The sequence below is a fragment of the Vibrio sp. 10N.222.55.B11 genome (assembly GCF_041473705.1).
In the GTDB taxonomy this organism is placed as follows: Bacteria; Pseudomonadota; Gammaproteobacteria; order Enterobacterales; family Vibrionaceae; genus Vibrio; species Vibrio crassostreae_C.
The window spans coordinates 1-13,327 of sequence record NZ_JBFRST010000090.1 but is presented as its reverse complement, the minus strand read 5'-3'; the positions used below and the strand labels follow the sequence as shown (position 1 = coordinate 13,327).

The 13,327-nt window shown below is 41.0% G+C and carries 18 protein-coding genes; 13 read left to right on the top strand and 5 right to left on the bottom strand.

Annotated elements, in window-relative coordinates; translation table 11 throughout:
- Positions 1-72: 72 nt before the first annotated feature.
- Both AB4503_RS24000 and AB4503_RS23995 read right to left on the bottom strand, forming a co-directional pair.
- A complete protein-coding gene (locus AB4503_RS24000; RefSeq protein WP_017067227.1) occupies positions 73-492 on the bottom strand; it encodes a BLUF domain-containing protein in 420 nt (139 codons plus the stop codon).
- 206 nt (positions 493-698) lie between these two features.
- The gene (locus AB4503_RS23995; RefSeq protein ID WP_017065380.1) at positions 699-890 is read right to left on the bottom strand and encodes a hypothetical protein; all 192 of its coding nucleotides are present in this window, start codon (positions 888-890) and stop codon (positions 699-701) included.
- Between the two features lie 528 nt (positions 891-1,418).
- Between AB4503_RS23995 and AB4503_RS23990 the strand changes: the two genes are divergently transcribed.
- The 7 genes from AB4503_RS23990 (at position 1,419) to AB4503_RS23960 (ending at position 5,488) form a co-directional block, all read left to right on the top strand.
- Positions 1,419-1,844 (top strand): hypothetical protein, encoded by a 426-nt coding sequence (locus AB4503_RS23990; protein ID WP_017065381.1) that lies wholly within the window; start codon positions 1,419-1,421, stop codon positions 1,842-1,844.
- 218 nt (positions 1,845-2,062) lie between these two features.
- Positions 2,063-2,875: a hypothetical protein gene (locus AB4503_RS23985; protein ID WP_017067225.1), complete on the top strand. Its 813-nt coding sequence runs from the start codon at positions 2,063-2,065 to the stop codon at positions 2,873-2,875.
- A 146-nt stretch (positions 2,876-3,021) separates the two neighbouring features.
- The gene (locus tag AB4503_RS23980; protein ID WP_017065383.1) at positions 3,022-3,543 is read left to right on the top strand and encodes a GNAT family N-acetyltransferase; all 522 of its coding nucleotides are present in this window, start codon (positions 3,022-3,024) and stop codon (positions 3,541-3,543) included.
- A gap of 123 nt (positions 3,544-3,666) precedes the next feature.
- Complete coding sequence (locus AB4503_RS23975; protein WP_017067224.1) at positions 3,667-3,918, top strand: TIGR03643 family protein; 252 nt, start codon at positions 3,667-3,669, stop codon at positions 3,916-3,918.
- 58 nt (positions 3,919-3,976) lie between these two features.
- Entirely contained in the window at positions 3,977-4,372 is a 396-nt protein-coding gene (locus tag AB4503_RS23970) for a DUF3465 domain-containing protein (protein ID WP_017067223.1), read from the top strand.
- Positions 4,373-4,422: 50 nt separating this feature from the next.
- Positions 4,423-4,971 (top strand): GNAT family N-acetyltransferase, encoded by a 549-nt coding sequence (locus tag AB4503_RS23965; protein ID WP_017067222.1) that lies wholly within the window; start codon positions 4,423-4,425, stop codon positions 4,969-4,971.
- Positions 4,961-5,488, top strand: a complete 528-nt coding sequence (locus AB4503_RS23960) for a GNAT family N-acetyltransferase (protein WP_372115821.1) — start codon at positions 4,961-4,963, stop codon at positions 5,486-5,488. Before AB4503_RS23965 ends, AB4503_RS23960 begins: the two co-directional genes overlap by 11 nt.
- A gap of 73 nt (positions 5,489-5,561) precedes the next feature.
- Here AB4503_RS23960 and AB4503_RS23955 read toward each other — a convergent pair whose 3' ends face one another.
- Positions 5,562-6,083, bottom strand: a complete 522-nt coding sequence (locus AB4503_RS23955) for a type II secretion system protein (RefSeq protein ID WP_017065388.1) — start codon at positions 6,081-6,083, stop codon at positions 5,562-5,564.
- A 204-nt stretch (positions 6,084-6,287) separates the two neighbouring features.
- On the opposite strand from AB4503_RS23955, the gene AB4503_RS23950 reads away from it, so the two are divergent.
- The 5 genes from AB4503_RS23950 (at position 6,288) to AB4503_RS23930 (ending at position 9,987) form a co-directional block, all read left to right on the top strand.
- Positions 6,288-6,950 carry a DNA alkylation repair protein gene (locus AB4503_RS23950; protein ID WP_231900868.1) on the top strand — a complete coding sequence of 221 codons (663 nt, stop codon included), beginning with the start codon at positions 6,288-6,290 and terminating at the stop codon, positions 6,948-6,950.
- Positions 6,951-7,021: 71 nt separating this feature from the next.
- The gene (locus tag AB4503_RS23945) at positions 7,022-7,672 is read left to right on the top strand and encodes a nucleotidyltransferase domain-containing protein (protein WP_372115820.1); all 651 of its coding nucleotides are present in this window, start codon (positions 7,022-7,024) and stop codon (positions 7,670-7,672) included.
- 61 nt (positions 7,673-7,733) lie between these two features.
- Positions 7,734-8,126 carry an NUDIX hydrolase gene (locus AB4503_RS23940; protein ID WP_372115819.1) on the top strand — a complete coding sequence of 131 codons (393 nt, stop codon included), beginning with the start codon at positions 7,734-7,736 and terminating at the stop codon, positions 8,124-8,126.
- 388 nt (positions 8,127-8,514) lie between these two features.
- Positions 8,515-8,724, top strand: a complete 210-nt coding sequence (locus AB4503_RS23935) for a hypothetical protein (protein ID WP_010434910.1) — start codon at positions 8,515-8,517, stop codon at positions 8,722-8,724.
- Positions 8,725-9,987: an integrase gene (locus AB4503_RS23930; protein ID WP_132787313.1), complete on the top strand. Its 1,263-nt coding sequence runs from the start codon at positions 8,725-8,727 to the stop codon at positions 9,985-9,987.
- Between the two features lie 96 nt (positions 9,988-10,083).
- Here the strand turns inward: AB4503_RS23930 and AB4503_RS23925 are convergent, their stop codons facing one another.
- Both AB4503_RS23925 and AB4503_RS23920 read right to left on the bottom strand, forming a co-directional pair.
- Complete coding sequence (locus AB4503_RS23925) at positions 10,084-11,043, bottom strand: nuclease-related domain-containing protein (RefSeq protein WP_229649103.1); 960 nt, start codon at positions 11,041-11,043, stop codon at positions 10,084-10,086.
- Between the two features lie 427 nt (positions 11,044-11,470).
- Complete coding sequence (locus AB4503_RS23920; RefSeq protein WP_372115818.1) at positions 11,471-12,445, bottom strand: integron integrase; 975 nt, start codon at positions 12,443-12,445, stop codon at positions 11,471-11,473.
- A 232-nt stretch (positions 12,446-12,677) separates the two neighbouring features.
- Between AB4503_RS23920 and AB4503_RS23915 the strand changes: the two genes are divergently transcribed.
- Complete coding sequence (locus AB4503_RS23915) at positions 12,678-13,304, top strand: hypothetical protein (protein ID WP_372115817.1); 627 nt, start codon at positions 12,678-12,680, stop codon at positions 13,302-13,304.
- The last annotated feature ends 23 nt before the right edge of the window (positions 13,305-13,327 follow it).

Sequence of the window (13,327 nt, the reverse complement as noted above, 5' to 3'; positions counted from 1 at the left end):
TTTAACTGATCGGCATTACCATACGTTGGGGCTTTTTGTTGCTTGCTCTACGGATTAAGTTGGGTCGAAGAGCTATTCTGATGGCAAATTCTGTTTCAATTCCAGAAGCATTCGGTAGGCACTTTCTCCTGACATCTCATACGGGTTGAACTGGTCTGATGTTGAAAACTGTAAATTAACCAGTTCAGTTAGGCTAGATTGTGGAATATCACCCATAGACCAATCACCAAACTGCCTACAATCGATCTCTTTGAAATATAAAATCATGACGTTTTTGTGTCGCGTGTCATTCAAGATATGATTGTAAGTATGGTTCACTGCGGTTCTCGAACCTTCAATACATTGCAGGAAATACTTGTCATTGTGGCTTAGAAGGCCTGTTAAATGGCTTTGCTTATTGCGGTCGTGTGAAATCTGAAGAATGTCGTTCAAAGCCTGAGAATCGCAACTTTCACAGAGCGTACTGACATAAATTAACCGAGTTAGGAACATAGGCATCATTTCGAATTTTTGTTCAAAGGGTATTAATAAATATAAGCCAAGCTGATGGAATTGCGAGTTATTGATTTAATTGTCACTCGGTGGCTTTTGGAAGAGAAGAGGGTGGGGATGAAGTAGAAAAGGGCAGGTTGCAAGATACGCTAAAATGACTCGAATGTTGGCCATTCAATTATTTTAGCGACCTGCTTGTGAGCTCGTTAGTTGTTTAGAGTTGAAATCGATTCAACGTTAGAAGAGGAATCAAATCGAACGTTGACCAACACATTTTCACGTTCGAAAGTCACATCATCAAAGTCAGTCGTTGCGATCTTAAATCCATTTCTTGCGAATAAACTCGTCACCGTTGTTCGTTGTTTCTGTTCCATACCGCATGTCAGTAGTTCGTTCATCGTGATCTTCATTAGGTAACCGTGTGCATATTGTAAGCGTGCAGACTCTACATTATGATATCAATTGCTTAATCGATAAGCTATATTGATATGTTCAATTGAGTGATTCAGGTATTTAAAAGCCGGATGGATAGTGGGCAAGGGAGTTATGCGACCTATGACAAGTGGAGCGTTATGTGACCACTGTTCAGCATTCCTTGAACACGAAGTTTGTCGCAAAAATCGCGTTGAAATAAGTGGTTACAAAGCAGGAGGAATTATGCCCGCCGTTTGGTATGTTTGGTCGGTTATTGGAAATATTATCGGCCTATATCTCACTTAACTAAAGTACATCGATTTACGATGAGTAGACTCCTCAATAAGCCTTCTTTTTATTTGAATTTTATATGCTAAGTGGCGTTATTATAATTGTTATTAATTGCATAGGCTTGATTTTAATATTGGTTTGATTTATAAAACAAGCATTCGTTCATTAACTTCATGATTATATTAGTTTTTACTAACCTTTAAATAACATGGAGAAAGGCGATGAATAAGAACCAAACACGCAACAGGTTAGCGAATTTAGTGCGACTTCGTAGGTCATACAAAGCATCAGACTTTCTGGTGGGTTCTGATGAACTCCGAGTTAAAAAAGATGTGTATAGCTTACGTAAAATCAAACAGTTAGAAATTCGTCAATTGGGTCTTAAAGAAAACGCAATCAATATCGTTTCGTTGGCTTTAGTCCTCTCGGCGGCGACTTGGGCATTTGTTCCTCAGTTCGGTTTACCAATGCTTGCACTGACCTTTATTTTGGCGTTTGTTACATGGCGACGATATGAGTTGCGTGCAGAGTTTAAAGGGGCCGATGAAACTGGCGACCATTGGGTTTCCGTGGCGCGCGGTTGTACTCGAGAAGAGTTCAAAGTATTGAAAAACGTTGAATTGGCTTTACGCGATCAGCTGTCTTAGTGGCTAGATCTGTTAAGGTTAAGGTCTTATAAGCGTTAAGCTCCCATAATCAACAAGGCTCGTCATTGTATGGCGAGCTTTTTATTTTCTGAAAAACACAGGTAGTGCAGGTTACTTTGAGAGGCCAATGCTTATATGTGTAATGGGGGTTGATATGAATCTTAAGTCACGGCGTTTTTGATGCTCTTTGTGGTTTTGAATATAGGGAGAGGGTGGAAATGAATACACGAGTCAGTGAGAGTTCTTTTAAAAGGCTCATCCAGTTAGTTGGTTGTGTTTTGATTATAGTGTTGAGCAATAGTCGACTCTCCAATGCTCAAAGCATCGAGTTTCCTACTTGTGTACAGAGCGAGGTTTTGAATACAGAAATCCACCTTTATGTTGATGAATCGGTGTTAGATGAATATTCCAAAGCATTTATAGCCTCTAAAATAGCGACATGGGAAAGCTATTCGAATCTGGTGTTAAAAAACTCCTGCGTCCCTATGACGAGAAAAGTCACTAAGGTGACTTATACGTCTGAAATCGACAGCCTTTGGTTTCAAGATTTGGGCGCAGCAGAGAGGTTATTAAAACTCTCGATGGAAGAACTGATTCCAGAAACAACAGAAGACGGCGTCCCCATTTTTACTGGGATAGTATTTTCTAATTATAATTTTAGCTTTGAGTCTGATTATTGTGGTATGTCTTCTTCGGTATCCTACTTTTTTTCTTTAGCGATAAACTGCCCTGATTACTTAATGGAGCATGAAATTGGCCATTTAAGTGGTGCTAATCATGACTATAAAACGTTATTGAAAGATTTTGATAGTATAGAAAGTTACATTTCTGGAACGTATCCAAGAGCTCCTCAATATTCCTTCGGTACAATTTGTGCTGACAGAGGCACAGTGATGTCTTATGAGCGAGATGTTATACCTGCATATTCCAGCCCGGACATCAGAGTAGATGGCACAAAGTGCGGGGATAGCAAATACCACAATAATGCGAGAGTGCTTAGAGAGTTCGCACAAGCTTATTTAACCCCATGATTGCCTAGCTGCTAGATTGGTAGTCATCCGATTTAGTTACTTTATTATTAATGGTTATTATGAGATTAATGACTGCTGTGGTCGCGACTAATCCCTCTAGAACTTAGACCAAGAACCATACCTAAGCACCAAACCAAGGAGAGAAAATGCAGGTAAGTATTAGGCCCGCCATGCCAAGCGAATTGGCAGCCATTTATTCCTTGGTTATCTCAAACGATGAGTGGACGAAGTTTAACGGCCCTTATTTTCCATACTCACCGCCATCACTAGAAGAGTTTGAAAGCCGTTCGTTTCAACGGTTACTCAATGGATCCGACTTACAGTTGGTGGTTGTAGACGATGTGCCTGTAGGAACCGTCAGTTGTTATTGGGAGTGTGAAGAGACACGTTGGCTTGAAGTCGGAGTAGTCATTTATAACTCCGACTATTGGGGGAAGGGTATTGCTGCGTTAGCTCTTCCTCTTTGGGTATCTTACCTATTCGAAAACAAGCAGATAGAGCGTGTCGGTTTAACCACTTGGTCGGGTAATCCGCGGATGATGTCACTAGCCCTCAAATTAGGCTTCCAGCAAGAAGCTAGGCTAAGAAAAGTGCGTTATTACCAAGGCGAGTATTATGACTCGATTAAGTATGGTCTATTGCGTTCTGAGTGGCTGGAAAGCAAATAGCCATAATTTGAGTTAGCTTGTTGTTTTATTGAACTTTATAAGTCGTGTAGTTCAAAGTGGTCACTTGTGATCTTTAAATCTAAGACGGGCGTATTTCTTCCAGTTTATAAAGGAAGAGTATGCATGATGCTATCTAAAGAGAATGAATCAAGAATTATCGAAATGGCGTGGGAAGACCGAACGCCATTTGAGGCAATAGAGCACCAATTTGGTTTAAATGAATCGCAAGTGATTCGTTTTATGCGTAGCCATCTCAAGCTTGGCAGTTTTAAGCTGTGGCGTTCACGTGTTTCTGGGCGCTCGACCAAGCATGTAAAACTGCGCAGTTCGGACGTTTCGAGAGGTTATTGTCCGACTCAGTACAAGCATCGTTAAAAGAGGGGATGCCCAGCCAGTATCCCAAATCAACACACAGATATTGGAAATGAAAGGAATGAAACAATTTTGCGCTCTACTTTTGGTGCTGCTTAGCTTCGGCATCAGTCATGTTCAAGCGAATGATACGCGACTTAAGCAAGCTTACGAAAATCACCAAAGCGACGTTCAGGTGCGCGGATCGGGTACGGTGTATCGAGTACTTCCTGATGATAATAAAGGCTCTCGACATCAGAAATTCATTTTGCGACTCGATAGCGGACAAACCTTGTTAGTCGCACATAATATTGACTTAGCGCCTCGTGTTCAGGGGTTGGCAAAGGGCGATCGAGTTGAATTTTATGGTGAATATGAATGGAACAAGAAAGGTGGCGTAATGCACTGGACGCACAAAGACCCTCGTAATCATCACACTCATGGTTGGCTGAAGCATAACGGGAAAGTATACGAGTAAACACCTCCGAGACTTTTCCCTTCATGGCTATAAAACAAAAAGGAACTTTGATGTTTAAGCTGGAAACTGACAGGTTGATTCTTCGAGATATGAGTCTCGAAGACGAGTGTACCTTTGTTGCGATGTCTCAAGATGCAAAGTATCAGCGTTTCTATGATGAAAGTGATTGTGAACCTAACAAATATCGAAAGTTAACCCAGTTGTTTGTTGCACAGGCTTTGGAAGTCCCACGCCAGTCTTTTCAACTAGCGGTTGAAAGCAAAGACTCGGGGAAGTTTATTGGAACCGTTTGTTTGCGCCTTGAGGGTGATCGACAAGCTTCGATGGGCTGTGCTTTCTCAAGGGAACCTCAGGGAAAAGGGCTTTCTATAGAAGCATCTGAAGCCCTCGCTAATTTTGGTTTCTCAGAGTTAGGCATACACCGTATCTACGCCGAAACCATCAGCAAGAACTTGGCAGTCATCAAATTGTGTAAGTCACTGGGAATGAAACAAGAAGCGTGTTTTAAAGATCATCGATTCTTCAAAGGTCAATGGTGGGATACAGTTGTGTTGGCGGTTGTTCGATCTGATTGGGGAAGGCTTAGTGATGGAAAGTGAAAGGCTCAAATTAACCCCTCCATCATTAAAATACAGCGAAGAGATGTTTGAGGTGATAAATGAGTGCAAGGCCGAGTTTTCCCCATTCTTACCTTGGGTTTCTGATTCTCTAACTAAAGAGCAGCTAGAACTTAACATTCAAGATGCTACCAATAATTTCGCCAACTTTACTGGCGAGTTCTGGTTCAATATTATTGAAAAGCAAACAGGGGCATTTATCGGGGCTATTGGCTTTATGATCAGAGACGATACTGTCCCTTACTTTGAAATCGGCTACTGGTTGCAAACATCAAAAACGGGTTTAGGCTACGTGAGTGAAGCCGTCCGAATTATCGAAGAGTATGCATTCACTCAAAAAGGTGCGAAAAGAGTCGAAATTAGGATGGCAGGCTCGAATCTTAAAAGTCAGGCCGTGGCCAAACGATGTGGCTATCAACTTGAAGATCGCTTAGCCAATGATCGACGTTTGCCATCAGGAGATATGGACAGCACGCTCGTTTACGCCAAAATAAGCTAGTCTTAAATGTGTGGCACTTTTATTGAGAGAAACCGTAAATTCCCAAGTACTCTGAAAGACCAACATTTAGCGCTTAGTTATCTGGCTCATCGTCTACAGTGACGTCACCATTCATTGAGTTGTAGTCAATGGAAATTCCCGGTACGACTCGATAATGATAGATACACTGATCCGTCTGTATATATTCAGCAATGTAGTCGGTTTCTTCTGGTGAATTGAAACTTGAAATACTAGGTGGATCGAGGAGCAGTGCGCCCCATACCGAAATGCAATCTTCAGCGTTATCTAATCTTGGAGATTCTTCAGGTAAGTGCCATTGCTGGGCTGGATATCCCCATTCATTGAAGTCAAGCTGGCCGGTCGCGGAGTCATCATAGATAGGGACGTTTGTGGAAGCACCGCCACCGTTTGAGGTTAAATTTTTTGAATAGGCAAGATCGACACCTGTTTTAAAAGAGGCTCCAGTGCCTTTTACAACTGCAATATGAGAATCAGTACTTACGTTGAGGAACCTTGGAGCAGCAGTTACGGCGAGTATTCCAAGGATCACAATAACGACAACAAGCTCAATAAGTGTAAAACCGTTCTTTTTCATTTAGCACCTCTTTTAAAGGCAGCTAGTATGCATTATAAGTTACTCTTACCAAAGGGAATATCCTTATTTTAGTGGTAATTTAAATGCTCAATAATGAATGTTGTGATTAAGGTAACTTATATTTTATAAATTTCATGCGTATGGTTTAAGTGCTGTGTATCTCACTTTGATATTAATTTTAGTTCTATGAAGGTTTGGCAATTAATGAATTTCGTAGAAACGGTAAAGCTTCATCTTTCAGGCGTTGGTTATCCAGAGGCTAGTGTTAAAACAGGGCAGGTTCGATCTATATCGGCGCTCGTTTTTAAAACCATCAAAAACAAAGATATCTCTAATGTTTTGTCCCTGTGTACTCAATTGCTTGAAGAAAGGGATTGGGCGTTAGGTGTTATTGCTTACGACTGGGCTTTTAGAGTAAGAAAACAATATTCGAAAGAAACGTTTCCAATCTTTGAGCATTGGTTAATGGAGTATGTCATTGACTGGAATGATTGTGATGACTTCTGCACTCATGCGTTTGGTGAGTTACTGTCTCAATACAATGAGTTGTTCGAACTCATAACCAAATGGGTCGAGCATTCGAATTTTGCTGTACGTAGAGCTGCTGCTGTCATCTTAATTTATCCGATCAATCAGAATCGATACTCAGCGTTGGCTCCGCTTTGTGTGGCAGATCTATTGCTAGAAGATGGACATGACCTCGTGCAGAAAGGATATGGTTGGATGCTTAAAGTCCTCAGTAAAAAGGAACCTCAACAGGTTATTGGTTATTTAAACGCTAAGCATGCCGCAATACCAAGAGTTGCTTTTCGCTACGCGATTGAAAAGCTGGACGATAAAACTAAGCGAGAGTTAATGTTACTTTAACCACTGGCACTCCTCAAATCATTATCAGAATCCGGTGTGATTAATTATAACGATTAAAATAGGAACCCAAGGTGCAAGAGCAAACGAGAGGACTCGATCGAGAAGGGTTCATTCAAAATCTTTATTCGCCAAAGAACATTGCGCCTGAATTTCAAGAAGTGGTGTCAGCAGTCGTTGATTCGTTGCTAAGAGAACTTCCAAGTCAAGTTGATGGTATCTACTTGTATGGAAGCGTGCCTAGAGGAACGGCCATTGTTGGTCGCTCTGATTTGGATGTTTCTATCGTACTCGCTACGCCTGTTGGTCAGAGAGAAAAGGAAGTATTTAACCTACTTTCCGGCACCATACCCCAAACCTATCCGCAAGTGACCAAGCTTGATATCGATCCTGGCTTCCTGCGGGATGTTCTGCAACCCACGGAAAATGGTGACTTGTCTACTTTTCTTGAGCAAATGCCCTCGAGTTTCAAAACAATGACTGATGCGGATGTCGCTAAGGTGATTGGAAAGAAGTTGGTTCGAGTTGCGTATTACTTTGTGGCTGAGCAAGACGGCAGCTGGTACACCAACCTGAGCCAGTGTGCTGCAGTCGCCAAGTGCTATTACTCCAATCAAAGCGACGATATTGAGCTAGCTCATCAATACGCTCTCGGAAATTTGATATCTAAAACAGAAGCTTTTGAATTGTATGAAAGGCTGAGTAAAAAGCTTGTTGTAAATTAAGCATTAACACAAGCTAGAACAACAAACTTAACTACCTTTGTAACGGCTTTAGGAAAATTAGATGGATGTCCACGAGTGTGTTTCTTTTATCATGCTGAAGGAATCGCAGGTATTACTAGAAAAGCGTAGTGAGTCTAGGGAGACCGATCCCGGTTTAATCACTATACCTGGCGGCCATATTGAACACGGTGAAAACCAGGTTCAGGCGCTGTTTCGTGAACTTGATGAAGAGCTTAATGTTGTTCCGATTGATTACCAATACTTGTGTTCGCTTTACCATCCTACGAAGGAACTTCAGTTGATTCATTATTTTATCGTGAGTGACTGGAAAGGAGATATCACCGCTCAAGAGACTGATGATGTTAAGTGGTATTCACTAGATTCAGCTCCTGTTGGTATAGCAGCCGATGGTATTGCTTTGAAAGAAGTAGAGCGCGTGGGTAGGTATCTTTAGTTTGGATTCGATAAGATGTTTTGGACGTTTTTTGAGGGCTCAAAAACGGTGAAACCCCGATGTTGGTAGTAATCTTAGCTGTATGATATTGATTTATATGAATTTCATGTATTTAGAGCTGGTGGTTAAGCTCTAATTGGCCTAAAAAACGGTTAAAAAGGCCAATGAAATAGTCAAATAAAATCAATGGATTAGCAACTTGGTACTACTGTATTAGTCCACCCTAAAGTGGGCTTGAAATCGATTCGTTGAATTGTTTTACGCTTCGGGAATCCTTTTCGTTAATTGCTGCGCAAATAGAATATCACTGAAAAAATCGTGCATAGTTTTTCTACCAGTAGATGAAAAATCTTAATTTTCATGTAGTGAGAAAGGTAAGGAGAACGACATGGCGACGCGTAAAATCAGACCTAGACAATTTATTGATGAGTTTTACCCTGATTCAGGGATATGCAATACCACCATCATAAACTGGATTAAACACGGCAAGCTTGAGGGTACTAGAACGCCAACGGGCCGATATTTAGTCTGTGTTGACGACGAGATAGGGAACCCTGCAGACAGGGTGAGTGAACTTCTAAGATTCTTGGAGTCATAAATGGTTGGTAGAGCTAGAAGCAAAGAAACGGCTCATTACCCTCCATTCTTGGTGAAAATGAGCCATAGGGGTCAATCTCGATTTCGGTTTACAACCGTAGATGGTGTGAAGAAGCTATTTCCTATCGGGACTGTAGAGCAAGAAGCGATACAAGCTGCGCATGTTTACAACTTGCAATATCGTCCTGAGCTAGGAAGCGCGTTTTCCCTTTCTGAGATGACCCCATTTCGCAAAGCTGTCTCTAAAGGTCGCAAGGATAAATTCAATAGGCCTTTAAAAGAGTGGCTTCCATTAGTGTTGTCTCGTGTGAAGAAAGAGGAACGGCTTTCCAAAGACGTTTATCGAAATTTGGAGAGGGACTGTTACCGCCTTGATGAGTTCATGGGGCGGTTGCCAACCAAATCGATCAAGTTACAGCACATCAATGAGTTCCTTTCTAAATACTATTCAGAGTTAAGTAATCGTCAGCTCAACAATAAGATCAGTAACCTTAAAAAGGTATTTTCCTACCTTGCTGATGAAAGCGCTATAGAGAGTAATTTTGTTCTCAATAAAAAACAGCGTCGATTGACCAGAGAAGATTACACCAAAGCTCGCCACGACCTAGATATCGAAAACTACCAAAAGGTCTACGATGCAGCGCCACTGTTTCTTAAGGTCGCAATGAGCTTAACACTTGAGACGACTCATGCTGTGAGAGAGATCTATAGGCTTCGTTATCGGATATACAAACCACGTGAAGGCGTTTGTGGGATTCTTTGGAACCCTGACAAAGAGGTGGAGTATGTTGACGGGCATGCTGTGTATGGAATGCTTTATGTTCACCGAGAGAAGGTGAAAAAGTCCGATGCTTCCACTGTGGCCATTCCTGTCACTCAGACGATTAAAGACATTGTCGACCTTTCTAAAACATCGAGATTGATTTGTCCTTATATCGTTCACCGTAAACCCAAACAGCAGCAACGTGGCATTTCAAAAGAGACGGACCATCTTTACCAAGTACATCACCATAATATAAGCAAAGAGTTCAGTAAGGTTCGAGACTCATTAGGGCTTTATAGTCACCTAAAGAAATCGCTAAGGCCGACCTATCATGAAATTCGAGGACTAGCTGCTCGAATGATTGAACAGCAAGGGCAGAGTGCTACCGAGCGAATGGCACATGCGAACGCTAAAACGACAAAAATCTATACAGGCACAAGTGACATTATTTGGCACCAAGTACCACCTGTTGAGGTTATGCCTAAAGGTGGCCAGAAGTGATTTGTGTTAGTTGTTTAGTTATGGAGGAATTCGGAATCCGAATTTGAATTCGCATCGCTTTAAATTGCGTTGTAATTCGGATTCCGAATAATTGGGTTATGGAAATACGACTTGAGTTCCTTCACCACAAGAGCATGCAACTGAGTACGTGTTCTTTTTCTTACTGACTTTAGCTGAATTAGATTGGCAAGAATGGCAACTAATACGCATTGCAGTATTCACCTTACATTGTGGGCAGTAGACGTAATAGCCATACTTTCCATACCTCGGCTCAGTCTGCGGGCTTTGACACTTCTTACAATTAAAACCATGCCTTATTTGTGGAACTATAGCTTCTTCAACTGTTTCTTGAGCTGGAAGCAAGTCTACCTTTTCAGTTTTGCTCAATTCTGCGATATGTACTTTGGGAGCCGGAGAGGACGTAGGCACATGTTGTTCGTTTAGAAAGTGAACTAGGCGGTACAGTTCATCACGATTAAACGTAGGATTCGGATTTAGTATTGAACCTACGCGGTGCTTTTTGATGAGACTCTTAGTGCAGCTACCAATAGATTCGGCTTTAATGAGCTTCTTCGATATATCCTTAGGGATAGAAGTTCGATCGATTAGAGCGTCATTTGATGCGGCACAGAGTTGATCCCAACAGCGACCACCAAAGTACGCTTGTACAAACGCAATTCGGTCTAATAACGACTTAGCGTTGTCATTTAAAAGTGCTTTCAATAGTTTGGTTTGCAACTTAGCTTGCTCGATAGGCGAGGGCATTCCTGTCCAATTCCCTCTTACGGTTCGGCTCCATTCGAGTTGATTGTTGACCTTAACCTCACCACGAATCGATTTCGACTCAATAATGATAAATCCTTTGTTATAAAGGACTAAGTGATCGATCTGAGCAGTTTCATTTTTAAACTGTATGCGTAGGTCATTGATAATGAAAACGTCATTTGCATCTCCAAACTCTCTGCGTAAGTAAAACGCGACATCTTGCTCTACTTTTGCGCCAGCTTTCTGTTGAAGACTGTTGTTGATTTTTGAATCTCTATCCTTAGTAATCATTCTTTATTCCTGCTTTTTTATAAAAGCAATTTACCATGCAGTCTTGTTCATATTGATGGTGTGTATGTTTTTGAGACATATGTTCTTTTTCGAACACTGTTATTGATGAAAATTGTGAAATATCTCTTTTCGAAAGCTCGAAGTAGAGAGTGGGAAACCTGCAAGCCGCTGTTTAATAATGTGTTTGTTAGATGTCTAGTTATTTAATGTGGTGCGGCGTTGTAAGCGCCATGAAAGTTGTAAATAGATAATGGTGGCGCAACAATAAGAGGTGATACGCAGCCATTGCTGCAGAGAAGAACATACACATAAATTGTTATTGAGCTTTTGGAGTGACTAGAGGCCTCAGCCCTAAGAGCAGGTGATAGTGCCCTGTTTCGTGATTATGAAGTCATTTCAGAATTCGGAATCCGAATTTCATTTATCGTTATTTTACGAATATTCTTGATAATGGGCTAACAACACCATTGGCGCCTCTATCAATGATGTGAGTATAGATTTGCGTTGTCTTCAAATCGGTGTGCCCAAGTTGTTCTTGAACTGTTCTGATATCCGCTCCGCTTTGAAGAAGGTGCGTAGCGAATGAGTGCCTTAAAGTATGACACGAGATGTTTTTCTCAATGTTGGCTTTTTGGCCTGCTACCTTAATGTGTTTTTGAAGCGCTGTTGGGTGAATATGGTGTCTACGTAGCTCGCCTGTTTGTAAATCTGGCGACAAACGACTAGAGGGAAAGAGGAATTGCCAATTTAGGCTCCTTTCTGCGCTCGGGTATTTTCTAGCGAGAGCTTCAGGTATGTATACACCAGAGAAAACTGTGTCATTCATGTCTTGATGATAGTAACTCTCGGATCTCTGTTGCTGTTGTTTGATAGCGGGGAAAAGCTCTGGAGCTATTGTCACTATGCGGTTTTTACCTCCTTTCCCTTGCCATACACGTACAGATTTATATGCATAATCGATATCTTGTACACGTAAGCGTAGACACTCCATTAAACGCAACCCTGATCCATACATTAATTGATAAGGTAATTTGTAGTTAGGTGAACAGTGATTGAATAGCCTTCCAATCTCTTCTGGAGTCATGACTGTTGGCAATTTTCTTGATTTATCTGAGCGCCGAAACTGCATATCAAGTTCTATGGGTTCTTGAATAATTTCTTTGTATAAAAAGACTAACGCATTGAGAGCCAGACTTTGCGTTTTCCTCGCTGACTTTTTGTTAACAACCAGATGCGTTAGGAAATCCTCTACATGTCTAGAAGTTAAGCTCTTTGGGTGCTTTTTATCATGATAAAGAATGTATTGGTGAATCCAATAAATGTACGCCTCCGTTGTACGAAGGGCATAGTGCCGTCCAAGCATGTATTCTTGTATATACGATAGAAATGGTGATTTTTTCATTAAACTGTAACTGGTTATCCATACATGAGTTTCAGTTTGGCACATCAATTCATGCTATATAGAAAAATTCTGTATTTTGGGATGTAGGAAAGAGGCTGTAGTGCTTAAGTTACTGTTAGTTTTCATAAAAACGGGGTATCGTTTACGTCATTAAGATACTAGACAGAATAATTCTGTATTTAAGTGCAGAATTTTTCTGTCTAATATAGCTGTTATACAAATTAGGATAGTCATGAGTGAGTTAATAATAGAAAGAGCTGAGGACGGCGGTTACATATTCAAAAAAGGGAACCGTCGATTAGATAGCAGAGTTCTCGATTGCCCTAGAGCTCGTAAGGTTAAAGAGCATGCATTGATCGCAGCAGAGTTAGTTGGGGTAATTTCGTGGCTGAATAAAATAATACCACTGCATGAACAGTTTGTTGCTAGATCAGAGGGAGGTATGTCCCCCGATTCTGAAAATATTGCAGAAGATATTCGTGCGTATTTTATTGCTGCTGTTGTCACTTACCAGAAATACTTTACAAAGTGTCATGGGGTATCAATAACGCCATTAAATCCGGAAAAGATTTATAACAAAGAACAGCTTGAGATGCATGGTCGCGTAGAGGAGCTCAGAAACAAACTGCTAGCGCATGTAGATCATAGCGACTTACTTAGTCACGAGTTACACGCAATATCAGATCCAAAAGGTGTCTATACGCCGTCAATATTGCCTACGTTTTTCCGAACAAATCACTTTGTTGAAGATGCGCTAGATGATTTTGTTCAATTAGCTACTTTTTTGATGAACTATCAAAATCAACAGTTTATTAAGGCTGGTCAAGCTCTTATGGATAAAGAGTTTGGTGGGAAGTAATTTGTATAACAAATAAGGATTAA

What these genes read in the sequence shown, in the direction of transcription:
- AB4503_RS24000 (WP_017067227.1), bottom strand. Translation starts at nt 492, where the DNA reads ATGTTCCTAACTCGGTTAATTTATGTCAGTACGCTCTGTGAAAGTTGC.
- AB4503_RS23995 (WP_017065380.1), bottom strand. Translation starts at nt 890, where the DNA reads ATGAACGAACTACTGACATGCGGTATGGAACAGAAACAACGAACAACG.
- AB4503_RS23990 (WP_017065381.1), top strand. Translation starts at nt 1,419, where the DNA reads ATGAATAAGAACCAAACACGCAACAGGTTAGCGAATTTAGTGCGACTT.
- AB4503_RS23985 (WP_017067225.1), top strand. Translation starts at nt 2,063, where the DNA reads ATGAATACACGAGTCAGTGAGAGTTCTTTTAAAAGGCTCATCCAGTTA.
- AB4503_RS23980 (WP_017065383.1), top strand. Translation starts at nt 3,022, where the DNA reads ATGCAGGTAAGTATTAGGCCCGCCATGCCAAGCGAATTGGCAGCCATT.
- AB4503_RS23975 (WP_017067224.1), top strand. Translation starts at nt 3,667, where the DNA reads ATGATGCTATCTAAAGAGAATGAATCAAGAATTATCGAAATGGCGTGG.
- AB4503_RS23970 (WP_017067223.1), top strand. Translation starts at nt 3,977, where the DNA reads ATGAAACAATTTTGCGCTCTACTTTTGGTGCTGCTTAGCTTCGGCATC.
- AB4503_RS23965 (WP_017067222.1), top strand. Translation starts at nt 4,423, where the DNA reads ATGTTTAAGCTGGAAACTGACAGGTTGATTCTTCGAGATATGAGTCTC.
- AB4503_RS23960 (WP_372115821.1), top strand. Translation starts at nt 4,961, where the DNA reads ATGGAAAGTGAAAGGCTCAAATTAACCCCTCCATCATTAAAATACAGC.
- AB4503_RS23955 (WP_017065388.1), bottom strand. Translation starts at nt 6,083, where the DNA reads ATGAAAAAGAACGGTTTTACACTTATTGAGCTTGTTGTCGTTATTGTG.
- AB4503_RS23950 (WP_231900868.1), top strand. Translation starts at nt 6,288, where the DNA reads ATGAATTTCGTAGAAACGGTAAAGCTTCATCTTTCAGGCGTTGGTTAT.
- AB4503_RS23940 (WP_372115819.1), top strand. Translation starts at nt 7,734, where the DNA reads ATGGATGTCCACGAGTGTGTTTCTTTTATCATGCTGAAGGAATCGCAG.
- AB4503_RS23935 (WP_010434910.1), top strand. Translation starts at nt 8,515, where the DNA reads ATGGCGACGCGTAAAATCAGACCTAGACAATTTATTGATGAGTTTTAC.
- AB4503_RS23930 (WP_132787313.1), top strand. Translation starts at nt 8,725, where the DNA reads ATGGTTGGTAGAGCTAGAAGCAAAGAAACGGCTCATTACCCTCCATTC.
- AB4503_RS23925 (WP_229649103.1), bottom strand. Translation starts at nt 11,043, where the DNA reads ATGATTACTAAGGATAGAGATTCAAAAATCAACAACAGTCTTCAACAG.
- AB4503_RS23920 (WP_372115818.1), bottom strand. Translation starts at nt 12,445, where the DNA reads ATGAAAAAATCACCATTTCTATCGTATATACAAGAATACATGCTTGGA.
- AB4503_RS23915 (WP_372115817.1), top strand. Translation starts at nt 12,678, where the DNA reads ATGAGTGAGTTAATAATAGAAAGAGCTGAGGACGGCGGTTACATATTC.